Origin of the sequence: Pantoea sp. GL120224-02, assembly GCF_900215395.1 — a bacterium.
Taxonomy (GTDB): Bacteria; Pseudomonadota; Gammaproteobacteria; order Enterobacterales; family Enterobacteriaceae; genus Pantoea; species Pantoea communis.
This window is the reverse complement of the sequence record NZ_OBEC01000009.1, coordinates 1-23132: the sequence shown is the minus strand read 5'-3', so window position 1 is coordinate 23132 and position 23132 is coordinate 1. Positions and strand designations below refer to the sequence as shown.

Below are 23132 nucleotides of genomic sequence, written 5' to 3'. Positions count from 1 at the left end.
CGACCGGAGTGGACAACAATGCCGCCTCTGGTGCGCTGCTTTTCATTGAGCCATACGTACATCAGCAAGAGAGGACACCGTCCATGGGAGAAGATCTTTGCCGTGTACAACAACCATTCAGTTCGGAAAGCAAAAACAGTAAACAACCGGCACATCACTGTTAAATCATAGCTTGGGGCTGGCAGAAGCCAGGGGGGAAAGCAAAAAAATCTTGTCGGGCAAGCAAAAAGGGGAAGCGGATCACTTGTCAGGCGCAATTTGGGTTAAGTTTTGCAACCTGGTTGGCATAAAAAAGGCCGGGAAATCCCGGCCTGTCTGCTTTGTCGCTGCGCTTAGTCGATCAGCAAACGCAACATGCGGCGTAGCGGTTCAGCCGCGCCCCACAACAATTGGTCACCCACGGTAAAGGCGGAAAGGTATTCCGGCCCCATGTTCAGTTTGCGCAGACGGCCCACTGGCGTGGTCAGCGTACCGGTCACCGCTGCAGGGGTCAGTTCACGCATGGTGATTTCGCGGTCATTTGGCACCACTTTCACCCACTCGTTATGAGAAGCCAGCAGCTGTTCGATTTCGTTCAGCGGGATATCTTTTTTCAGCTTCAGGGTGAATGCCTGGCTGTGGCAGCGCAGTGCACCGACGCGCACACACAGACCATCCACTGGGATCACGCTGCTGGTGCGCAGAATCTTGTTGGTTTCTGCCTGGCCTTTCCACTCTTCGCGGCTCTGGCCATTATCCAGCTGCTTGTCGATCCATGGAATCAGGCTGCCCGCCAGCGGTACGCCGAAGTTGTCGGTCGGCAAAGTGCCTGAACGGGTAAAATCGGTGACGCTGCGTTCGATATCCAGAATCGCCGAAGCCGGATCCTGCAGGGATTTCGCCACGTGGTCGTGCAACATGCCCATCTGGGTCAGCAGTTCACGCATATGGCGCGCACCGCCGCCCGACGCCGCCTGATAAGTAGCGACAGAGGCCCACTCCACCAGATCGTTAGCGAACAGGCCGCCGAGTGACATCAGCATCAGGCTGACGGTACAGTTACCGCCGACGAAGGTTTTGATACCGTTGTCGAGGCCCTGACGAATCACATTGTGGTTAACCGGATCGAGAATGATGATGGCGTCATCTTTCATGCGCAGCGTCGAGGCCGCATCAATCCAGTAACCCTGCCAGCCGCTTTCACGCAGCTTAGGGTAAACTTCACTGGTGTAGTCACCGCCCTGGCAGGTGATAATAATATCCAGCGCCTTCAGCGCCTCGATATCAAAAGCATCCTGCAGCGCACCGGTCGACTTGCCGCCGAATGTCGGTGCAGCCTGACCAAGCTGAGACGTGGAGAAGAAGACCGGATTAATCACATCAAAATCGCGTTCTTCACTCATGCGTGACATCAGCACAGAGCCGACCATGCCACGCCAACCAATAAAGCCTACATTCTTCATTTTCTGTCCGTCCGGGGCGTTATCACTGTGCCCTTCGTGGTGCGAGGAAAAGACCAAGCGGAATATCCAGTTGATCTGCGTAATAATCAGGTTTACCTGCGACCTCCAACTCTACAAAATGCAGGCTTTCTGGCAAGTGAATTAATTCGATTGCGCCAACTTTTTCAGCAGTACAACTAATACTCCCCTCAATGAATCGAGGTACGGGCAGGCGGAAATTCGGAGTATCTCGATCGGCTACGCGAGTCAGCGCTCCGGAAGCCCATCGCCGCCAACGCACCTTAGTTGAAAAATGACGGGAACAAGGGATGGCTATTACCTATGACTGAAATGATATCTGCGACCATATTGCTGCTGTTGATTATGGATCCGCTAGGCAACCTGCCGATTTTTATGTCGGTGCTTAAGCATCTCGAACCCAAGCGCCGGCGCGCGGTGCTAATACGTGAAATGCTGATCGCACTGATCATCATGCTGCTGTTCCTGTTTACCGGCGAACGTATTCTGGCGTTCCTGAATTTGCGCACCGAAACCGTCTCGATCTCCGGCGGCATCATCCTGTTCCTGATTGCCATTCGCATGATTTTTCCCTCTGGCGAAACCAGCACCAGCGGATTATCTGCAGGTGAAGAACCGTTTCTGGTGCCGCTGGCGATTCCGCTGGTCGCAGGCCCTTCGCTGTTAGCCACGCTGATGCTGCTGTCACATCAATATCCTAATCAGATGTCACATTTGGTTGGCGCATTGCTGATTGCCTGGGGCGTTACCGTGGTCATTCTGCTGATGTCAGGACTGTTTTTACGCCTGTTGGGCGACAAAGGCGTTAACGCGCTGGAGCGGTTGATGGGCTTGATTTTGATTATGCTGGCAACGCAGATGTTCCTGGATGGGATCCGCGCTTATCTAAAACTTTAGTAAATAGACAGCGGGCGGCACTTTGGCCGCCCGCTCGCAGGATTACTTCTGCTTCTTCTCAATCGGTTTGCCCGACCAGTAACCGGCCAGCAGCGAACCTGAAAGGTTGTGCCACACCGAGAACAGCGCACCCGGCAAGGCGGCCAGTGGCGAGAAGTAGAGTTTGCCCAGCGTTGCCGCCAGACCGGAGTTCTGCATACCCACTTCCAGTGCCAGCGTGCGGCAGGTGGATTCGTCAAAGCCAAACAGCTTGCCGCCCCAGTAACCGCCCAGCAGGCCGATGGCGTTATGCAGAATCACCGCCGCAATCACCACCAGGCCGACAGAACCGATAAAGCCCTGAGAACCCGCTACCACTGCGCTGATAATCAGCAGAATGCAGACCATGGAAAATGCCGGCAGATAGGGCTCAACACGGCGCACCACGCTGTTCATTGAGTGGTGGATGATCAGACCCAGACCAATCGGGATAACCACGATTTTAATAATGCTGAGCAGCATGCCGATCACATCGACCTGAATGTGAGTATCGACATAGAAGCGCGTCAGTAGCGGCGTGGCGAACACACCCACCAGCGCAGACACTGAAGAGATGGTCACGGACAGGGCCACATCGCCCTTCGCCAGATAGATCATCACGTTGGACGCGGTACCGCTGGCCACGCTGCCCACCAGGATCATCCCGGCTGAAAGGTCCGGCGGCATGTGGAATAGCTTAGCCAGGCACCAGGCGGCGAGTGGCATCACCAGATAGTGCAAAAAGGTGCCGGCAATAACCGGTGCCGGACGCGTCAGCACACGTTTGAAATCATCAATATTCAGAGTGACGCCCATGCCGAACATGATCAGCATTAGCAGGTAAGTGACCCACGGCCCAATACCGAGAAACGTCGAGGGTGAGTAATACGCCGCGACCGAGAGCAGCACGGCCCAGAGCGGGAACAGGCGGGTTAATTTGGCGAGCATGGAGAGACTTCCTTAGATATTTTTTAATTTATTTCATATGCCACAGATGAAGTGCCGCGCGGGGAACGACCACAGCGACGGACGCGGGATCATAACATTTCATTATCGTGACGTAAGGCGGGAAGTCGCTGGCAGGATAAAATGCGGATCGTCTGCGGCAAAGCAGGGAAAAAGGCAATGATATCCGCTGCTTTTAAGGCGGTGGACGAGATATCGCACGCCTGTAGCCTGTTAAAGAAATAAAAAAGCCGGACGATGTCCGGCTCGTTTTCAGCATGTCTGGATTAACTGCCAAACAAGTTCTTATGCAGCGCGCGCACCACTTCTTCTGCGTCTGGCGTTGGTACCAGGAAGCACAGGTTATAGCTGCTGGCACCGTAGCAAATCATGCGCAGATTAAACGGCTCAAGGGCACCAAACACCTCTTTGCCAACGCCGCAGGCTTTCGACAGGTTGTTGCCGATAATCGCCACCAGCGCCAGGTTCTCTTCCACTTCCACGCGGCACAGTGAAGAGAGCTCAGTCAGCAGTGCTTGCGTCAACAAGCTTTCACCGGTGGTCGAAGAACCGGTGGTATCCAGCGTCAGCGCCACGCTCACTTCTGACGTGGTGACCAGATCGACGGAGATGTTATGGCGAGCCAGAATCGCGAACACTTCAGCCAGGAAGCCGTGCGCGTGCAGCATGTTCAGGCTGTGCAGCGTCATCAGCGTTTGCTTACGACGCAGTGCCAGCGCGCGGAACAGCGGTGGATTCTGGGTTTCATTGCACACGCGCGTGCCACCTGCAGCCGGATCTTTACTCGAACCGACGAACACCGGAATGTCACTGCGCACAGCTGGCAGCAAGGTCGCTGGATGCAGCACTTTCGCGCCGAAGATCGCCATTTCCGCCGCTTCCTCGAAGGTGATCTCTTCGATGCGTTTCGCGGTGGGCACCACGCGTGGATCGGTGGTGTAGATACCGGCCACGTCGGTCCAGATATCCACACGCGATGCCTGCAGAGCTTCTCCCAACAGTGCTGCGGTATAGTCGCTGCCGCCACGTCCCAGCGTGGTGGTGCGCCCTTTGCCTTCGCTACCAATAAAGCCCTGAGTAACGACCAGTGCTTCTGCAACACGTGGAGCCAGTTGCGCGGTGGACAGCTCTTTCAGCGTGGCAACATCAGGCTCAGCACGACCAAAACGGTCGCTGGTGCGCATCACTTTACGCACATCAAACCATTCGGCATTGACCTGACGCTCACGCAGCACTTCCACGAACAGCAGGGTCGACATCAGCTCACCGTGGCTTACCAACTCATCGGTCAGCGCATGTGAGGTCGCCAGCGCAGTCGCTTCCGCCAGCATCAGGATGTTTTCCAGCATGCGATCAATCTCCTGGCGAATCACTTCAGGGGATTGCAGGCGATCAATGATGGCGTATTGAATGTTGCGAATTTCGTCCAGCAGGTGCGCGCGCTGCTCCAGTTCCCGGCCTTCAGCCAGAGAAACCAGCAGATTAGTCACGCCAGCAGACGCAGAGAGCACCACTAAACGGGTATTGGCATCAGAGAGCACAACATCCGCACTGCGGTTCATGGCATCAAAATCGGCAACGCTGGTGCCGCCAAATTTTGCCACGATCAGGTTTTGAGACATGTTACGAACCTCGTGTCAGATTAGCTTTCTCCCGTGGTTAAACGGAAGAGGTGATTTCAGCCTTGGCACAAGAGAAGAGCAGAATTGGACAGACAAGATCAGGAGATGAGTCACCAAAAGCACTTCACCTTGCGAAACGTCCGACTGCGGACGCTTCTGGTGACAACCCAGAGGATTCAGCCCCTGCAGCCGACAGGACAACACTCCGCGTGTTGTTCCATCTCGGCGTCGCACCCCATGATGTGTTGTCGTTGGATACGGATCCTCAAACACACTGCCTGGGCGACGCGCCTCTTCTGGCTTGCACCCAAAGGTGCAAGTCGCGGGCACAAAATACTGATTAATTTTGCTGCTGTCCAGCCTTGCAACACGTTGAAAATTCTTTTTTAGAATTACGCCAGCGCATCGCAGAACAAACGCTGGCAGCCACACCCGCCTAGAGTAGTCAACGGCGCGCAAAAACGCGGCTTTTTGCTGATGCGGCACAGGGAATTTTTTTGCCAGAACATCGACAATCACCGCCGGATTAACCTGAAACCTTGCGGCCACGGTCACAAATTTTTTCCCTTCGTTTGCAACTGTGGTCATACTGAAACCCGTTTGCAGTAGCGTATCAGCCACAAGAAATGCTTAGCACGCTGGGCCAGCAGGACGCGCCCGGCTGGAATGACGGTTCTTATTTCAACAAGAGTGTTGCCATGAAAAATATCAATCCGAAACAAACCGCAGCCTGGAAAGCGCTGCAGCAGCATTTTGACCAGATGAAATCGGTGCAGATCGCCGACCTGTTTAAAGATGATGCCGATCGTTTTGCGAAATTCTCTGCCACTTTCGACGATCAGATGCTGGTGGATTTCTCAAAAAACCGCATCACCCAGGAAACCCTCGATAAGTTACAGGCGCTGGCAAAAGAGACCGATCTGGCGGGCGCCATCAAATCCATGTTCTCTGGTGAGAAGATCAACCGCACCGAAGAGCGTGCCGTGCTGCACGTTGCTTTGCGTAATCGCAGCAACACGCCAATCATTGTTGATGGCAAAGATGTGATGCCAGAAGTGAATGCGGTGCTGGCGAAGATGAAAGGCTTCTCTGAGCGCATCATCAGCGGTGAGTGGAAAGGTTATACCGGCAAAGCGATCACCGACGTGGTGAACATCGGTATCGGCGGTTCGGATCTCGGTCCATTCATGGTGACTGAGGCGCTGCGCCCGTATAAAAATCACCTGAACATGCACTTTGTTTCTAACGTTGATGGCACACACATTGCCGAAACGCTGAAAGATCTCAGCCCGGAAACCACCCTGTTCCTCGTGGCGTCTAAAACCTTCACCACGCAGGAGACCATGACCAACGCCCACAGCGCGCGCGACTGGTTCCTGAAAACCGCGGGCGACCAGCAGCATGTCGCCAAACACTTTGCTGCGCTGTCGACCAACAGTAAAGCGGTGGGCGAGTTCGGTATCGATACCGACAATATGTTTGAGTTCTGGGACTGGGTCGGCGGTCGCTATTCACTGTGGTCAGCGATTGGCTTGTCGATCATCCTGTCAGTGGGCTTCGAGAACTTCGAACAGCTGCTGAGCGGCGCACATGCGATGGACAACCACTTCGCCAACACGCCAGCCGAACAAAACCTGCCGGTGCTGCTGGCACTGATCGGTATCTGGTACAACAACTTCTTTGGTGCCGAAACCGAAGCCATCCTGCCTTACGACCAGTACATGCACCGTTTCGCAGCGTACTTCCAGCAGGGCAACATGGAGTCCAACGGTAAGTACGTGGATCGCGAAGGTAACCCGGTGGATTACCAGACCGGCCCAATTATCTGGGGCGAGCCTGGCACCAACGGTCAGCATGCGTTTTATCAGCTGATTCATCAGGGCACCAAACTGATCCCTTGCGACTTTATCGCCCCGGCGCAGACCCACAACGCACTGACCGATCACCATCCGAAACTGCTGTCGAACTTCTTCGCGCAGACCGAAGCGCTGGCGTTTGGCAAATCACGTGAGGTGGTCGAGAAAGAGTTTACCGATGCCGGTAAATCCGTTGAGTCTGTTGCCCACATCGTGCCGTTCAAGGTGTTCGAGGGTAACCGCCCAACCAACTCCATCCTGCTACGTGAAATCACCCCGTTCAGCCTGGGTGCACTGATTGCGCTGTACGAGCACAAGATCTTCACTCAGGGCGCGATTCTCAACATCTTCACCTTTGACCAATGGGGTGTTGAATTGGGTAAACAGTTGGCAAACCGTATTCTGCCAGAGCTGGAAAATGAATCGCAGATCAGCAGCCACGACAGTTCCACTAATGGCTTAATTAACCGCTATAAATCCTGGCGATAATTTTCCTGCCAATCTGAATAAGGCGGCTTAATTGCCGCCTTATTTCTATCAAACATGCAATAAACCTCGCAATTTTGTTATTCAGCGATCCCGTTACGGTTAGATAATTCTTAAAATGCGCTAAGGAAAATCGGAGTTTGTTTAAAATGAATAGCATGGCACTCATCAAAAAATGGATCTAATTCGCCCACCTAAAATAAGCATCTATTTGATTAATCTATCATTAAAATTAAAGCACACTCAGGAAAATCTGATTAATCCTATTCCGTACCATTTTTTAATGCAAAAGTGAAAAATGCTGCCGTGTCAGCCCCAACCACTCAAATATCCCGCTACCTGAAAAATATTCATTTAAAAAAAGCAGCTATCGCCAATTCGCCGTATTTATCACCAGAATAACCCCTGTTTTTCACCCTCTTTTACTGGCGATGAACTCTGGTAATTTGTTGCCCTATACTGAACGCGCCCGAAATTAGGGTACATCCTTCATTCATTTGTTTCTAAAAATGCAGGAAACGTTGTTATGAAAAAACTGATGGTTGCCAGTGCAGCCTTACTTTACGTTGCCGTTTCTTCCGCTGCGATTGCCGCACCGGAAGAAGCTGGTGCTGCAGCGGGCGCGCAGGCGGGAGCAATCTCGACCGGTGCCACGACCGCTGTGGGTATCGGCGCACTGGGCGCGTTAGTAGGACTCGGCATCGCTGCTGCTGGCGGCGGTGACGGCGCAAATACCGGCACAACAACGACCACCACAACGAGCACCACGCGTTGATGTAGCACCTTTAAACATAACCACACAGCCGTGTGGTTATTTTTTGCCTGGTTTTATTTTTGACAGGGATATACACAGTGCACCGACTCTCCTTGCTACTTTTCTGCCTGCTGCTGCAGGCCTGCACACAAACACAAAAAGGCCTGGAACAAACCGTGATGCTGGCCGTGAAAGGTCCGGATGATGTCACCGTCACCGATGAGCAGGTTGCCAGTCTCCCTTACGCCAGCCTGTATGCGCGCATCAATGAAGGACCGCGTATCTTCGTGGTACTTGGGTATGACGAAAACGGCCAGCAGAAATGGATCACCCAGGATAAAGCGATGCTGGTGATGCAGCATGGCAGGCTCGTCAAAACACTGGGGCTGGCCAGCAACCTTGATGAGGTCAGCAATCTGGCGCAGGATCCGCTCGCCGATGCGCTGCATCTGCAAAACAATGTCAGCTGGACCCGCGTGGTGCAGTGGCGCGAGAAAGAGAAAGTACGCGCTGCCACCGCCACTTCCACCTTTCAGCGCGGCGATGACACCGTGCTGAACATCGCCGGTGAGCGCGTGCCCTGCCGTATCTGGATCGAGACCGTGCGAATGGATGATGTCGGCGCAGAATGGCAAAACACCTTCTGGATCGATAACCGTGATGGCAGCGTTTTGCAGGCAAATCAAATGCTCGCCGCAGATGCCTTCCCAGTTGAAACCACTATTCTGAAGCCGGCAAAATCATGAAAATAATCTCCCCTCTGTTAACGGCCATCGCGCTGCTGACGGCCGGTTATGCGCAGGCAGATAGCCAGGTAACGGTGCATGACCAGCACAGCCAACACAGCCTGCAGATCGATCATGCACAGAATCTGGCGCAGCTGGTCACCAACCCGGCACTGCACACCTGGTGGCCCGGTACGGTGATCGCTGAACGTGGCGCAACGGCGGTGGCACAGCAACAACAGCAACAGCTGCTGGCTGATTTACGCACCTGGCAGGCCGAAAGCGGCGATGCGCTGGCAGCGACCATTGGCGCAGTGATCCACCAGCTCAGCACGATACAGGTCACCGGACGCCAGTTCACTGAACTCGATCCTGATTGGGTGCGCCTGCGTCCAGAAGCCAATCGCACGCTACAGGGCAGCTACGACCTCTACACGCTGCCTCAGCCTGACCAGGTGCTGATTCTCGGCGCGCTGGAACATCCCGGCAAAGCAAGCTGGCAACCTGGTCGCACCGTGCGTGATTACCTTGATACCCACGATCGCCTGTCAGGAGCCGAGCGCAGTTTCGCCACGGTGATCTCGCCTTCGGGCCAGATGCAGCAGGTGCCGGTCGCCTACTGGAATCAACGTCACGTGGAAGTGGCACCCGGCAGCATCATCTGGCTGGGCTTTACCTCGTGGAGCCTGCCGTGGGGAAAAGCTGATTTGAATGCGCGCATGCTTTCTGTTCTGACACACCGGATTCCAGACTGATGAAAAAACAATTACTTCTCAGCCTGTTGGCTGCTTCTGTCTCTGCGGCATGCCAGGTGCACGCGGAAACCTGGCCGGAACCCATCGGGCCATCACAATCGGATTTCGGCGGCGTGGGTTTGATGCAGACCCCCACGGCACGTATGGCAAAAGAGGGCGAATTCAGCCTGAACTTCCGCGATAACGATCAATATCGCTACTACTCTGCTTCGCTGCAGCTGTTCCCATGGCTGGAAACCACCGTGCGTTACACTGACGTGCGTACGCGCCGCTATAGCGCAGTTGAAGGCTTCAGTGGCGACCAAAGTTATAAAGACAAAGCCTTCGATGTGAAGCTGCGTCTGTGGCAGGAGAGCTACTGGCTGCCTGAAGTGGCAGTCGGATCGCGTGATTTGGGCGGTACCGGCCTGTTTGACAGTGAATATCTGGTGGCAACCAAAGCCTGGGGACCGTTTGATTTCACCATGGGCATCGGCTGGGGCTACCTCGGTAACAGCGGCAGTATCAAAAACCCGTTCTGCTCCTACAGCGATAGCTTCTGTAGCCGTACCGGCGGTGGCTCGGCGGGTTCTATCAATGGTTCCCAGATGTTCCACGGCCCGGCAGCACTGTTTGGCGGCGTGGAGTATCAAACCCCCTGGCAGCCGCTACGTCTGAAGCTGGAATATGAAGGCAATGACTATCAGGATGACTTTGCCGGACGTCTGGAACAGCGCAGCAAGGTCAACGTGGGAGCGATTTATCGCCTGACCGATTGGGCCGATGTCAACGCCAGCTATGAGCGTGGCAACACCTTTATGTTTGGCGTGACCGTGCGCACTAACTTCAACGATTTGCGCCAGTCGCACATTGATAGTGCCAAACCGGCTTATAACCCGCAGCCGCAGGGTGATCTGTTGCAACCGACGGTGGTAGCCAACCAGCTGACCGATCTGAAGTACAACGCCGGATTAAGCGGTCCGCGCATCCAGACCAAAGGCAGTACGCTGTATGTCTCTGGCGAACAGACGAAATACCGCGATACGCGCGAAGGCGTCGATCGTGCCAATCGCATCATCATGAACAACCTGCCGGCCGGCATTGATACCATAGATGTCACCGAGTCGCGTCTCAATATGCCGCAGGTGACCACCCGCACTGATGTCGCCAGTCTGCACAATGCGCTGAGCGGTTACCCGCTGGGTCATGAGCAGCCGCTGCAGCAGACGCGTGAGAATCCGGTCGATCCTGGCGAGACTGAACAAGGCTTCTTTATCCGCAAAGATCGCCTTCACTACAATCTGGCACCGGTGCTCAATCAGTCGGTTGGTGGGCCTGAGAGCTTCTACATGTACCAACTGGGCGTGATGGGCAGCGTTGATTACGCACTGACCGATCACCTGCTGGTTAGCGGCAGCCTGTTTGGTAACCTCGCCAATAACTACGACAAATTTAACTACAACGGCGCACCGGCTGACTCCACCCTGCCGCGCGTGCGTACCCATATTCGCGACTACGTCGAGAACAATGTTTACGTTAATGACCTGCAAGCCAACTACATGGGGTATCTCGGCAATGGCTTCTATGGCCAGGTGTACGGCGGTTATCTCGAAACCATGTACGGCGGCGTGGGTGGTGAAGTGTTGTATCGTCCGATAGACAGCAACTGGGCTTTTGGTGTTGATGCCAACTACGTGAAACAACGTGACTGGGACAACATGATGCAGTTCACCGACTACAAAGCGCCAACCGGACACTTCACCGCGTACTGGCGCCCATGGTTCATGCAGGACGTGCTGGTGAAAGCCAGCGTCGGTGAATATCTGGCGAAAGATAAAGGTGTGACGGTCGATGTGTCGAAGCGCTTCGACAGCGGTGTGATGGTCGGCTTCTACGCCACCAAAACCAACGTGTCCGCCGAAGCCTATGGCGAAGGCGACTTCACCAAAGGCTTCTATATCTCGATTCCAATGGATCTGTTTACCGTGACGCCAACCCGTGGCCGTGCGCAGGTGAATTGGGTGCCGCTAACGCGTGATGGCGGACAGATGCTGGGGCGTAAATATCAGCTGTATGACATGACCTCAGATCGTGATGCGCGGTTTAATTAACGACAAGTGTGGAAGGTTGAAACGGCGTTGACCTCCAGGCGCATTCCTGGAGGTTTCGGGGCCTTGCCTGGTTGGGCCCCGACTGAATGCTCTGCGTATCCTTTTACGCCATCAGCCCATCAATCCGCGTCATAACCCAGATTCGGTGCCAGCCAGCGCTCAACCTCGCTGACACTCATCCCTTTACGCGCCGCGTAATCTTCCACCTGATCACGCTGAATCTGCGCCACAGCGAAGTATTTGCTGTCCGGATGGCTGAAATACCAGCCGGATACTGCCGCACCCGGCCACATAGCAAAGGACTCCGTGAGCTTCATGCCAGTGTGCGTCTCCACATCCAGCAACTGCCAGATTTGCGCTTTCTCCGTGTGTTCCGGACAGGCCGGATAGCCCGGAGCAGGACGAATGCCCTGATAATTTTCGCGAATCAACTCTTCGTTACTCAGGTTCTCATGAGCGGCAAAGCCCCAAATCACCTTACGTACCCGCTCATGCAGATATTCGGCAAAAGCTTCGGCCAGACGGTCTGCCAGCGCCTTGATCATGATTTTGTTGTAGTCATCATGCTGCTGTTCATAGGCTTCGGCCAGCGCATCCTCTTCCAGTCCACCGGTGACAGCAAACGCACCGAGATAATCGGCTTTACCGCTGGATTTCGGTGCGACAAAGTCAGCTAAGCAGTAGTTGGCGAAGTCGGTTTTCTCGGTCTGCTGACGTAAGTGATGGCTCACACCTATCACCTGATCGCGGTTTTCATCACGGTAGACTTCAATATCGTCTCCGACGCGGTTTGCCGGGAAAATCCCGACTACGCCACGCGGATTGAGGGTGCCGGTTTCACTGAGCCTGTCCAACATGGCGTTGGCATCGGCAAACAGGCGTTTAGCCTCTTCACCCACCACTTCATCTTCGAGAATGCGCGGGTATTTCCCCGCCAGCGACCAGGTCATAAAGAACGGCGTCCAGTCGATGTAGTTACGGAGGGTGTCGATACTGGCTTCAACCGCGCTGACCCCAAGGCGATGCGCGACCGGCGGCGTATAGCTTTCCCAGTCGATGGCGTAATCGTTGTCGCGTGCGGTTTGCAGGCTGACCGGCGGCGTGCGTGGCTTCTTACGTGCGTGCTGAATGCGCACCGTGTCGTACTCTTTGCGCGTGCGGGCCACAAACTCCTCTTTGAGGCTTTCTGAGAGCAGTGAAGAGACAACACCCACGGTGCGTGAGGCGTTTTGCACATACACCGTTGGACCACTGTAGTTCTGCTCGATCTTCACTGCCGTATGCGCTTTCGACGTGGTCGCACCGCCAATCAGTAACGGGATGGTGAAGCCCTGGCGCTCCATCTCTTTCGCCACGTTGACCATCTCATCCAGCGAAGGCGTAATCAGCCCGGAAAGCCCAATGATATCGGCATTTTCAGCAATGGCGGTTTTCAGGATTTTGTCACTTGGCACCATCACGCCAAGATCGATAATTTCGTAGTTATTACACTGCAGCACCACGCCGACAATGTTTTTACCGATGTCATGCACATCGCCCTTCACCGTCGCCAGCACGATTTTACCGTTACTGCGCCCGGCTTCTTTGCTGGCTTCAATATAAGGTTCGAGATAGGCCACCGCTTGCTTCATCACGCGCGCCGATTTCACTACCTGCGGCAGGAACATTTTGCCCTCGCCGAACAAATCGCCGACCACGTTCATGCCGGACATCAGCGGCCCTTCAATCACTTCAATGGGCCGTGCGGCAGCCTGACGCGCCTCCTCGGTGTCCAGCTCAATAAACTCTGTGATGCCTTTTACCAGCGAGTATTCCAGACGTTTAACCACATCCCAGCTACGCCATTCGGCCTGCTGCTTCTCCTGCTCGCCGTCACCTTTACTGCCGCGATATTTCTCCGCCAGCTCCAGTAACCGCTCGGTGCCATCGTCACGACGGTTCAGCACCACATCTTCCACCGCATCGCGCAGTTCTGCGGGCAAGTCGTCATAGATCGCCAGCTGACCGGCGTTGACGATGCCCATATCCATCCCATTGCGAATCGCGTAATAGAGGAACACCGCGTGAATCGCCTCGCGCACTGGATCGTTACCACGGAACGAGAACGACACGTTAGACACGCCGCCGGAGATCATCGCATGCGGCAGCTCGCGCTTGATGTCTTCACAGGCGCCGATAAAGTCCATCGCATAGTTGTTATGCTCTTCAATACCGGTGGCGACTGCGAAGATGTTTGGGTCGAAAATGATGTCTTCTGGCGGGAAACCGACCTCTTCCGTCAGAATCTTGTAGGCGCGACGACAGATTTCGATTTTACGTGCGCGGGTATCCGCCTGGCCGACTTCATCAAACGCCATCACCACCATGGCGGCACCGTAGCGTCGCACTTTACGCGCGTGTTCGATAAACGGCTCAACGCCCTCTTTCATCGAAATTGAGTTAACGATGCCTTTGCCCTGAATGCACTGCAGCCCTTTCTCGATCACCTCCCACTTGGAGGAGTCGATCATGATCGGTACGCGCGCGATATCGGGTTCACCGGCAATCAGGTTGAGGAAGCGCACCATCGCAGCTTCCGCATCCAGCATGCCTTCGTCCATGTTGATATCGATAATTTGCGCGCCGCTTTCCACCTGCTGACGGGCCACATCCAACGCTTCGTTGTACTTCTCTTCTTTAATCAGACGCTTAAATTTGGCCGAACCCGTGACGTTGGTGCGTTCACCGACGTTCACATACAGCGAATCAGCGTGAATATTCAGGGGTTCCAGACCGGACAGACGGCAGGCAACAGGGATTTCAGGCAGCTGGCGGGGGGCAACGCCCTCAACCGCCGCCGCCATCGCCGCGATATGTTCCGGCGTGGTACCGCAGCAGCCGCCGATGATATTCAGGAAACCGGCTCGCGCCCATTCGCCGATCTGTTCAGCCATGGTTGCCGCATCTAAATCGTATTCACCAAACGCATTCGGCAAACCGGCGTTAGGGTGAGCAGTGACATAGCCTTCCGCAATGCGGGATAGCTCCTGCACGTACTGGCGTAGCTCGTCTGGACCGAGCGCACAGTTCAGGCCAAACGACAGCGGCTCGGCGTGGCGCAGTGAGTTGTAGAAACCTTCTGTGGTCTGGCCGGAGAGTGTGCGACCCGAGGCATCGGTAATGGTACCGGAGATCATCACCGGCAGCTTCACGCCCATCGCTTCCATCTCGACCTGCACCGCGTAAATCGCCGCCTTGGCATTCAGGGTATCGAACACCGTCTCAATCATGATCAGATCTGAACCACCCGCAATCAGCGCATGCGTTGATTCGCGGTAGGCTTCCACCAGCTGATTGAAGGTGACGTTTCGGAAGGCAGGATCATTCACATCCGGCGAGATGGAGCAGGTGCGGTTGGTGGGGCCGAGCACGCCCGCAACATAGCGCGGTTGGTCAGGTGTTTTTACCGTCCATGCATCCGCACTGGCGCGCGCCAGTTTTGCCGCTTCAAAGTTAATCTCCGCTGACAAAGCTTCCATCGCGTAATCTGCCATCGCAATGGTGGTGGAGTTGAAGGTGTTGGTTTCCAGAATATCTGCGCCAGCGGCAAGATAAGCATCATGAATTTCGCGAATAACGTCCGGTTTGGTGAGCACTAGCAGGTCGTTATTGCCTTTCAAATCGGAGGGCCAGTCGGCAAAACGGCTGCCACGAAAATCGGCTTCGCTGAGTTTATAACTCTGAATCATGGTGCCCATGCCACCGTCCAAAATCATAATCCGCTGTGCCAGTTGCTGATGCAGCATTTCTGTTTTATTGCTCACTCTCGCCCCGTCCACGTCATTGCGTTGGCTAATATGCCAGCCAAACATACTGGCATAACTTTCCGGTGAGCAAAAGTCACGACAGATGAGACATTTTCAGCCTGAAAGTATTACAGATCCGACCAGTAAAGCAGCGTTTGCATTCATACGCCCAAAAACGAAAATGGTTTCCAGCATTGATGCGATTGTGGAGACGTTATGGCAACCCCAGTACCGGCGAAACGTGGAAAAAAACCGCGTGCCGCAACAGCCACCAGCGCCCCGGCAGGTGGGCAAGTTCAATCCCTGACGCGCGGTTTGCGTTTACTCGAACTGATCGCCGAATCTCACGGCAGCGTTGCCCTGACCGAGCTGGCTCAACAGGCCGGTTTACCGAATTCCACCACGCATCGCCTGCTGACCACCATGCAGCAGCAGGGATTTGTGCATCAGGTTGGTGATCTGGGCTTCTGGACCATCGGCTCACATGCCTTTGTGGTCGGCAGCAGTTTTCTTCAGAGCCGCAATCTGCTGGCGATTGTGCATCCCATCCTGCGTAAACTGATGGAAGATGCCGGAGAGACAGTGAATCTGGCGGTGCTGGATCTCAGCGACTATCAGGCAGTGATTATTGACCAGGTGCAGTGTACGCAGCTGATGCGTATGTCGGCACCGATTGGCGGTAAGCTACCGATGCACGCGTCTGGCGCAGGCAAAGCATTTCTCGCCCATCTCAGCGATGAGCAGGTGACCGCGCTGTTGCATCAGAAAGGATTGCACCACTACACACCGAAAACTTTGATGTCTCCGCACAGCCTGAAAGAGAATCTGGCGCTGATTCGCAAGATGGGCTTCTCACATGATGATGAAGAGCACGCGCTGGGCCTGCGCTGCGTGGCGGCACCCATCTATGATGAGCACGGCGAGCCTTTTGCCGCCATCTCGATTTCCGGCCCGATAGCACGCATGACCGACGACCGTGTGACCGAACTGGGCGCGCTGGTGATCCGTGCCGCCAGGCTGGTCACGCAGACCTATTCTGGCCGCTAAGCGGCCACTGATGCATAGCGCGCGCTGAAACGCTGTCCGGCGCGCCAGGCGATCACTTCTTCGATATGCCCTTCCCGGATGCGCGTTTGCAGCGCGCGCCACCAGCCCGGATCAAACAGCTGCGGGTGCAGCGCGAGCAATAACTTACCGGTGCCCGGCTCGCTGCACAGCGCATAGCGGAAGGTTTCGGGGAACACATCATCCGGCCCCACGCTGTACCACGGCTCGGCTTGCAGCTCATCCTCTTCGTAACGTGCTGGCGGCACATCGCGGAACTGCAGTTCGGTCATAGGCCGAATTTCATCGTAGTCGTAAAACACCACGCGACCGTGACGCGTCATGCCGAAGTTTTTAAATAGCATGTCGCCGGGGAAAATGTTCGCTGCCGCCAACTGGCAAATCGCATCGCCATATTCGCCAATCGCGTGCTGACGCTGTTCTGGTGTGGCCTGCGCCAGCCACAAATTTAGTGGCTCCATACGACGCTCCAGCCACAGATGACGGATAATCAGCACATCTTCACGCAGTTCCATCTTCTCCGGAATGTCGCGTTGAAATTCCTCCATCAGCGCTGCCGGGATACGTGCGCGCGGTATCGCGAAGTACTCAAACTCTTGTGTATCGGCCATGCGTCCCACACGGTCGTGCTCTTTGACCATGCGATAGCAGTCACGCACCTGCGCATCAGTGACCTCTTTCTGCGGCGCGAAGCGATCTTTAATCACCTTAAATACGCGATCAAATCCGGGCAGCGTAAACACCAGCATCACCATGCCGCGGATGCCGGGCGCGACGGTGAACTCTTCGTCGCTGTGTGACAGATAATGCAGGTATTCGCGGTAGCATTCGGTTTTGCCGTGTTTCTGGCAGCCGATGGCCATGTAGCGTTCGGCGAGGGTTTTACCCGGCAGAATCGGTTGCAGCCAGGCAACCAACGCTGCGGGCACCGGTGCATACACCATAAAATAGGCGCGTGCGAAGCCAAAGACGATGCTGGCGTCGTCGCTGTCGGTTAAGCAGGTATCGATCCACAAGCGTCCCGCCTCATCGCGCTGGATGGGCAGCAAGCAAGGCACCATGCCATCACTCAACTGCAATCGCGCCACGATCCAGGCGGTTTTATTGCGGTAGAACAGTTCACCGGCGACATCCAGCGTGGCGGTGGCCAGTTGAGCGGGGCTGAACTGTTCATGCAAGTGGCGGACGATCCAGCCGATATCGCGGGTGATATCCTGCCAGGGCAAGCGCAAAGGAATATCGTTCAGAACCTGCCTTAATACTTCATGCCAGCTGCCTTGTGGACGGTACAGCCGCGACAATGGACGTTGTGCCATCGGCGCGGCGACATAGGGCTGCGACGGGATGATAAACAGCCGATTGGGATCGAGATGGCTGTGCCCCTGCAAGCGACAATAGACGGAATTAAAGAAGCTTTCGGCAATTTCATGGCGCGGATAACCGGGTAGCAGCGTCTCATAGTGGCTTTTTACCCGCAGCCAGAACGCTTCATCCCAGTTTGACACATCATTGAGGATGCGCAGTTGGTTGGTCACCAATCCAACATGGTGATCGTAAAGATGGATACGCGCTTTCATTGCCTGCTGCACGGCATGCCAGTCGGCCTGCTCGAAGCGCTGCTGGGCGCCTGCGGTGATATCCAGAAAGCGGCCATACTGCGCGTCGAAACCTTGCAGAATGGTGTGGGCGATCAGAGATTCTCTCGGTGTCATCGGCAACGCTCCGGCAAAGGGAGCCCATCCATGGGCCAGGCGTGATGAAAGTCCGCGATGCGGTTTTAGTCGGCATCAATGGCGACCCTACGAATGGGTCGTGCAATTTTCGTAGGGTACGCATGCAGACTGATCAGAACTGCGCAGCTTCTGTCGAACCGGTCAGTGCGGTCACGGAAGACTGGCCGCCCTGAATCACGTTGGTGATGCGATCAAAATAGCCGGTGCCCACTTCCTGCTGATGCGAGGAGAAGGTGTAGCCTTTTTCGCGCGCGGCAAATTCCGGCTGCTGCACTTTCTCAACGTAATGGCGCATCCCTTCACCCTGCGCATACGCGTGTGCCAGATCGAACATGTTGAACCACATGCTATGAATGCCGGCCAGCGTAATGAACTGGAAGCGATAGCCCATGTCGCTTAATGCCTGCTGGAAACGGGCGATGGTGCGATCGTCGAGATTCTTCTTCCAGTTGAATGACGGCGAGCAGTTGTAGGCCAGCAACTTGCCCGGATACTGCGCGTGAATCGCGTCGGCAAAACGTTGCGCCAGTTCGAGATCCGGCGTCGAGGTTTCGCACCACAATACATCTGCGTACGGCGCATACGACAAGCCACGGCTGATCGCCTGCTCAATACCGGCGCGAGTACGGAAGAACCCTTCAGCGGTACGTTGCCCGGTGATAAACGGAGCATCTCGCTCGTCACAGTCGGAGGTAATCAAGTCAGCGGCATCCGCATCGGTGCGTGCCAGCAATATCGTCGGCACACCCATGACATCAGCTGCCAGCCGCGCAGCCACCAGTTTCTGAATCGCTTCCTGAGTGGGCACTAACACTTTGCCACCCATATGGCCACACTTCTTCACCGAGGCCAGCTGATCTTCAAAGTGCACCGCACCGGCACCTGCCTGAATCATCGATTTCATCAGCTCGAAGGCATTGAGCACGCCACCAAAACCCGCTTCTGCATCCGCCACAATCGGCAGGAAGTAGTCAATAAAGCCTTCATCTTCTGGCGACAGACCATTCGCCCACTGAATCTGGTCGGCGCGCTGGAAGCTCTGATTGATACGCTCGACCACATTCGGCACCGAGTTCGCCGGATAGAGCGACTGATCGGGATACATCTGCCCGGCCATATTCGCATCCGCCGCCACCTGCCAGCCGGAGAGATAGATCGCCTCTATTCCGGCTTTGGCTTGCTGTATTGCCTGCCCGCCGGTTAAGGCGCCGAGGCTGTTGATATACCCTTTGGTGGACTCACCATTGAGCAACGACCACAGTTTATTCGCCCCGCGCTCTGCCAGCGTGCAGGCCGGATTCACTGAGCCACGCAGGTTGATAACATCTTCCGCGCTATAGGGGCGGGTAATGCCCTGCCAGCGTGCGTCGTTCCAGCTCGATTCCAGTTGTTTGATCTGTTGGTGACGATTCATAGCGTTATCTCCAGGTTCATGGCAGCAGGCGGTAGCCCGGCAGAGTAAGGAAAGAAACCAGTTCGTTATCCGTGGTGATTTGCGCCATCAGCGCGGCGGCATCGGCAAAGCGTCCGCTACGGAAGCGCTCCTCGCCCAGCGTTTGTTGCAGGGCCAGCATCTCTTCATCGAGTAGCCGCTCAAACAGTTCGGCGGTCACCAGTTGGCCATCGCTGAGGATCTGCTTGTGATGAATCCACTGCCAGATGGAGGTGCGGGCAATTTCTGCCGTGGCGGCATCCTCCATCAACCCATCAATCGGCACGCAGCCGTTACCCCCAATCCACGCCTCAAGGTACTGCAACGCCACGCGAATGTTGGCGCGCATACCCACTTCAGTGCGCAGACCCCGACATGGCCGCAGCAGACGTTCGGCGGTGATGGGTGCATCCTGATCGCGACTGACCTGCAGCTGATTAGGCTGATTGCCGAGCTGCCGGTCGAATTCAGCCATGGCGATATCGGCCAGCCCCGGATGCGCGACCCAGGTGCCGTCATGGCCGTTACCGGCTTCACGCGCTTTGTCTTCCTGTACTTTCTGCATCACCCACGCATTACGCTCGGCATCTTTGCTCGGAATCAGCGCGGACATGCCGCCCATCGCCAGTGCGCCGCGGCGGTGGCAGGTTTTGATCAGCAACCGTGAATAGGCATCGAGGAAGGGCTGATCCATACTGATTTGCTGGCGGTCCGGCAGAATGCGATCGCCGTGCTGTGCCAGGGTTTTGATGTAGCTGAAGATGTAATCCCAGCGACCACAATTCAGGCCGACCACGTGATCGCGCAGTTCCCACAGGATCTCGTCCATCTGGAATACCGCTGGCAGCGTTTCGATCAATACCGTGGCTTTGATGGTGCCGCGCGGCAGATCAAAGCGATCCTCGCTAAAGCGGAAGATCTCACGCCACCACGCCACTTCAGATGCATGCTCGGTTTTTGGCAGATAAAACCAGGGGCCATGCCCCTTTTCCAGCAGTGCCTCAACGTTGTGGAACAGGTAGAGCGCAAAATCAAACAGCCCGCCGGGAATGGCCCGATCGCGCCACTCAACGTGTTTTTCATTCAGATGCAGCCCACGTACACGACACATCAGCAGAGCAGGATCGGATTTCAGCTGGTAGATCTTGCCCGCTTCACTGGTGAAGTTCAGCGTGCCGTTGACCGCATCACGCAGTGTCAGCTGGCCATCCATCAATTTCTGCCAGGTGGGTGCCAGCGAATCCTCGAAATCGGCCATGAAGACGTTGACGTTCGCATTCAGCGCGTTGATCACCATTTTGCGATCCGGCGGGCCGGTGATCTCGACGCGACGATCGCGCAGCAATTGGGGAATCGGGCGAACCTGCCAGTCACGTTCACGAATGGAAGTGGTTTCCGAATCAAAGTCAGGTAAGGCACCCTGATCGTAACGCTGCTGGCGCTGCTGACGTGCTTTTAACAGGCGCTCACGTTCCGGTGCAAAACGCGCGACCAGTGTGTGCAGGAAGTCGATGGCTTGCGGGGTGAGCAGCTGCTTTTCCGCGTAGGTAAGGGGCTGAGTGAAGGTCAGCGTATTGTGGATAACCGAATCTGTCATGCGGGCTGCTCCTGTTATGATCCGTCCCCATTTACGGGGATCCGGGTGTAGGGTGATTTTTAACCGGCAAGATCAGAGCATAATGATTTTTATCTTATTTTCAAAAACTATTTCCATTTTTATATTTAAACTGCCTTATTATACTGATAAATATGTAATTTAAACTCTCAAATTAAAGGCAATGGATTCCACAAGCTTGCGCAAGGCAAAAAAAATGCCGCGACAGCACGAGGCTGTCACGGCACATTTAACGAGAAAAGCGAGCTTTGCTTTAGTCGAGTGTGGGGTTCATATGACGCAGATCGAACGGTGTAATCTGGTAAACGTAATAGTTTAGCCAGTTTGAGAACAATAGATTACCGTGGCTGCGCCAGGTGGCACGCGGTGGCAGTTCAGGATTGTCTTGTGGGAAGTAGTTAAATGGTACTTCCGGATGCAGCCCGGCATCATAATCACGATGGTATTCACCGGATAACGTCAGCGCATCGTATTCAGGATGGCCAGTTACAAACGCCAGGCGCTTGTCTTTACTCGCCATCAGGTAAGCCCCGGTGGCGTCAGATTCGGCAAACAATTCGAGATCGGTATAGTCGCGAATTAACTGGCTCGGGAAATCAGCATAACGCGAATGCGGCGCGAGGAAATTGTCGTCAAATCCACGGGTTAACAAAGCATGCGGATGCAGGATTTGATGTTCATACACGCCTGAAAGTTTGTTCTGACGCGTTTGCTTTGGAATGCCGTACAGAATGTTCAGCGCGGCTTGTACCGCCCAACAGACAAACAGCGTGGATGTGACGTGTTCTTTCGCCCAGTGCAGCACACGCTGAATCTGCGGCCAGTATGCCACGTCATTGAAATCCACCAATCCCAGCGGGGCACCCGTAACGATCAGACCATCGAAATTATCGTGCTCAATATCTTCGAAGTTGCAGTAAAAGTTATTGAGATGCTCGCTCGGCGTATTGCGTGACTCACGGCTGTCGATGCGCAGTAGCTGTATGTCGATCTGCAGTGGCGAGTTGGAGAGTAAGCGTAAGAACTGATTTTCCGTTTCGATCTTTTTTGGCATCAGGTTGAGGATCAGTACTTTTAGCGGGCGAATCTCCTGAACACTGGCGCGCGATGAGGCCATGACAAACACGTTCTCATTACGCAAAAAATTCACTGCCGGTAATTCGTCGGGGATTCTGATTGGCATAGCTAACTGACCTCTTACTGATAACCGTATAAACGTTTAGACATCCAGATGCCCGAGATTAGCCTGGCATCCGCTGAATGTCGAGTCTTCATGCGGATTATGAAAATGTTTCAGTTTAAGGCGGGATTTGGAGGTCTGATCCGCCTATTTATGCTACATCTTTGCGCGACCAACGCGGTGTTCTATGCGTTTTTTGCATATAGATGAGGTGTAATGACAGTGTTTGAGAGGAAAAATGGGGGATTTTACGGAGCACTTCAATCTTTTTTCGCAGCGCATTTAGCGGTATTTTGGCGATCTTCGTGGCTGTTAGTATTAATTTCGCCGATCTGCAGACGTAAAAAAACCCTGAACTTTCGTTCAGGGTTTCTTCACTTATTTGATGCCTGGCAGTTCCCTACTCTCGCATGGGGAGACCCCACACTACCATCGGCGCTACGGCGTTTCACTTCTGAGTTCGGCATGGGGTCAGGTGGGACCACCGCGCTACAGCCGCCAGGCAAATTCTGTTATTCACGCCGTGACATCCGTCACCACGCGAACCAATCCGTTTGAACAAAGCTGAAAATCTACTCGCGTCTCTTCAAAAACGCCTCTGGCGTTGTAAGGTTAAGCCTCACGGGTCATTAGTACCGGTTAGCTCAATGCATCGCTGCACTTACACATCCGGCCTATCAACGTCGTCGTCTT

The 23132-nt window shown here is 54.8% G+C and carries 15 protein-coding genes, 2 rRNA genes and 1 riboswitch; of the genes, 7 read left to right on the top strand and 10 right to left on the bottom strand.

Annotation, left to right across the window (positions count from 1 at the left end; all coding sequences use genetic code 11):
* Positions 1–332 precede the first annotated feature (332 nt).
* Positions 333–1442, bottom strand: coding sequence for an aspartate-semialdehyde dehydrogenase (gene asd, locus CRO33_RS16690; protein WP_097118913.1), 1110 nt, complete (start codon positions 1440–1442; stop codon positions 333–335).
* Between the two features lie 321 nt (positions 1443–1763).
* On the opposite strand from asd, the gene CRO33_RS16685 reads away from it, so the two are divergent.
* A complete protein-coding gene (locus tag CRO33_RS16685; RefSeq protein WP_097118912.1) occupies positions 1764–2357 on the top strand; it encodes a YhgN family NAAT transporter in 594 nt (197 codons plus the stop codon).
* A 42-nt stretch (positions 2358–2399) separates the two neighbouring features.
* On the opposite strand, the gene panS is transcribed toward CRO33_RS16685, so the two are convergent.
* Both panS and lysC read right to left on the bottom strand, forming a co-directional pair.
* The gene (gene panS / locus CRO33_RS16680) at positions 2400–3323 is read right to left on the bottom strand and encodes a ketopantoate/pantoate/pantothenate transporter PanS (protein ID WP_097118911.1); all 924 of its coding nucleotides are present in this window, start codon (positions 3321–3323) and stop codon (positions 2400–2402) included.
* A 284-nt stretch (positions 3324–3607) separates the two neighbouring features.
* A complete protein-coding gene (gene lysC, locus CRO33_RS16675; RefSeq protein WP_034827106.1) occupies positions 3608–4963 on the bottom strand; it encodes a lysine-sensitive aspartokinase 3 in 1356 nt (451 codons plus the stop codon).
* A 109-nt stretch (positions 4964–5072) separates the two neighbouring features.
* Positions 5073–5267, bottom strand: a riboswitch (Lysine riboswitch).
* 394 nt (positions 5268–5661) lie between these two features.
* Here lysC and pgi point away from each other — a divergent pair.
* From pgi to CRO33_RS16650, 5 genes are all read left to right on the top strand, one after another.
* A complete protein-coding gene (gene pgi, locus CRO33_RS16670) occupies positions 5662–7308 on the top strand; it encodes a glucose-6-phosphate isomerase (protein ID WP_097119023.1) in 1647 nt (548 codons plus the stop codon).
* 523 nt (positions 7309–7831) lie between these two features.
* A complete protein-coding gene (yjbE, locus tag CRO33_RS16665) occupies positions 7832–8080 on the top strand; it encodes an exopolysaccharide production protein YjbE (protein WP_097118910.1) in 249 nt (82 codons plus the stop codon).
* Between the two features lie 77 nt (positions 8081–8157).
* Positions 8158–8805: a YjbF family lipoprotein gene (locus CRO33_RS16660; RefSeq protein WP_034827114.1), complete on the top strand. Its 648-nt coding sequence runs from the start codon at positions 8158–8160 to the stop codon at positions 8803–8805.
* Entirely contained in the window at positions 8802–9539 is a 738-nt protein-coding gene (locus CRO33_RS16655) for a capsule biosynthesis GfcC family protein (protein WP_097118909.1), read from the top strand. The genes CRO33_RS16660 and CRO33_RS16655 overlap by 4 nt, the downstream gene beginning before the upstream one ends.
* Positions 9539–11629 (top strand): YjbH domain-containing protein, encoded by a 2091-nt coding sequence (locus CRO33_RS16650; RefSeq protein WP_097118908.1) that lies wholly within the window; start codon positions 9539–9541, stop codon positions 11627–11629. Before CRO33_RS16655 ends, CRO33_RS16650 begins: the two co-directional genes overlap by 1 nt.
* Positions 11630–11748: 119 nt before the next feature.
* Here the strand turns inward: CRO33_RS16650 and metH are convergent, their stop codons facing one another.
* On the bottom strand, positions 11749–15432 hold the full coding sequence (metH, locus tag CRO33_RS16645; protein WP_097119022.1) for a methionine synthase: 3684 nt from the start codon (positions 15430–15432) through the stop codon (positions 11749–11751).
* Positions 15433–15630: 198 nt separating this feature from the next.
* Between metH and iclR the strand changes: the two genes are divergently transcribed.
* On the top strand, positions 15631–16461 hold the full coding sequence (gene iclR / locus CRO33_RS16640; RefSeq protein WP_097118907.1) for a glyoxylate bypass operon transcriptional repressor IclR: 831 nt from the start codon (positions 15631–15633) through the stop codon (positions 16459–16461).
* Here the strand turns inward: iclR and aceK are convergent.
* The 6 genes from aceK to CRO33_RS16610 all read right to left on the bottom strand — a co-directional run.
* The gene (aceK, locus tag CRO33_RS16635; RefSeq protein WP_097118906.1) at positions 16458–18191 is read right to left on the bottom strand and encodes a bifunctional isocitrate dehydrogenase kinase/phosphatase; all 1734 of its coding nucleotides are present in this window, start codon (positions 18189–18191) and stop codon (positions 16458–16460) included. The two genes, iclR and aceK, sit on opposite strands and share 4 nt — an antisense overlap.
* A 133-nt stretch (positions 18192–18324) precedes the next feature.
* Positions 18325–19626, bottom strand: a complete 1302-nt coding sequence (gene aceA / locus CRO33_RS16630) for an isocitrate lyase (protein ID WP_058960030.1) — start codon at positions 19624–19626, stop codon at positions 18325–18327.
* Between the two features lie 16 nt (positions 19627–19642).
* Entirely contained in the window at positions 19643–21241 is a 1599-nt protein-coding gene (gene aceB, locus CRO33_RS16625) for a malate synthase A (protein WP_097118905.1), read from the bottom strand.
* 271 nt (positions 21242–21512) lie between these two features.
* The gene (gene metA, locus CRO33_RS16620) at positions 21513–22442 is read right to left on the bottom strand and encodes a homoserine O-acetyltransferase MetA (protein ID WP_034827128.1); all 930 of its coding nucleotides are present in this window, start codon (positions 22440–22442) and stop codon (positions 21513–21515) included.
* A gap of 384 nt (positions 22443–22826) precedes the next feature.
* Positions 22827–22942: ribosomal RNA gene (gene rrf / locus CRO33_RS16615) — 5S ribosomal RNA — on the bottom strand.
* Positions 22943–23047: 105 nt separating this feature from the next.
* Positions 23048–23132, bottom strand: a 23S ribosomal RNA gene (locus tag CRO33_RS16610); the annotation flags it as partial.

Excerpts from the sequence above, each read along its gene's own strand:
- CRO33_RS16650 (WP_097118908.1), top strand. The coding sequence starts at position 9,539 with ATGAAAAAACAATTACTTCTCAGCCTGTTGGCTGCTTCTGTCTCTGCG.
- metA (WP_034827128.1), bottom strand. The coding sequence starts at position 22,442 with ATGCCAATCAGAATCCCCGACGAATTACCGGCAGTGAATTTTTTGCGT.
- iclR (WP_097118907.1), top strand. The coding sequence starts at position 15,631 with ATGGCAACCCCAGTACCGGCGAAACGTGGAAAAAAACCGCGTGCCGCA.
- aceK (WP_097118906.1), bottom strand. The coding sequence starts at position 18,191 with ATGACACCGAGAGAATCTCTGATCGCCCACACCATTCTGCAAGGTTTC.
- pgi (WP_097119023.1), top strand. The coding sequence starts at position 5,662 with ATGAAAAATATCAATCCGAAACAAACCGCAGCCTGGAAAGCGCTGCAG.
- aceB (WP_097118905.1), bottom strand. The coding sequence starts at position 21,241 with ATGACAGATTCGGTTATCCACAATACGCTGACCTTCACTCAGCCCCTT.
- asd (WP_097118913.1), bottom strand. The coding sequence starts at position 1,442 with ATGAAGAATGTAGGCTTTATTGGTTGGCGTGGCATGGTCGGCTCTGTG.
- CRO33_RS16685 (WP_097118912.1), top strand. The coding sequence starts at position 1,764 with ATGACTGAAATGATATCTGCGACCATATTGCTGCTGTTGATTATGGAT.
- aceA (WP_058960030.1), bottom strand. The coding sequence starts at position 19,626 with ATGAATCGTCACCAACAGATCAAACAACTGGAATCGAGCTGGAACGAC.
- yjbE (WP_097118910.1), top strand. The coding sequence starts at position 7,832 with ATGAAAAAACTGATGGTTGCCAGTGCAGCCTTACTTTACGTTGCCGTT.
- panS (WP_097118911.1), bottom strand. The coding sequence starts at position 3,323 with ATGCTCGCCAAATTAACCCGCCTGTTCCCGCTCTGGGCCGTGCTGCTC.
- CRO33_RS16655 (WP_097118909.1), top strand. The coding sequence starts at position 8,802 with ATGAAAATAATCTCCCCTCTGTTAACGGCCATCGCGCTGCTGACGGCC.
- lysC (WP_034827106.1), bottom strand. The coding sequence starts at position 4,963 with ATGTCTCAAAACCTGATCGTGGCAAAATTTGGCGGCACCAGCGTTGCC.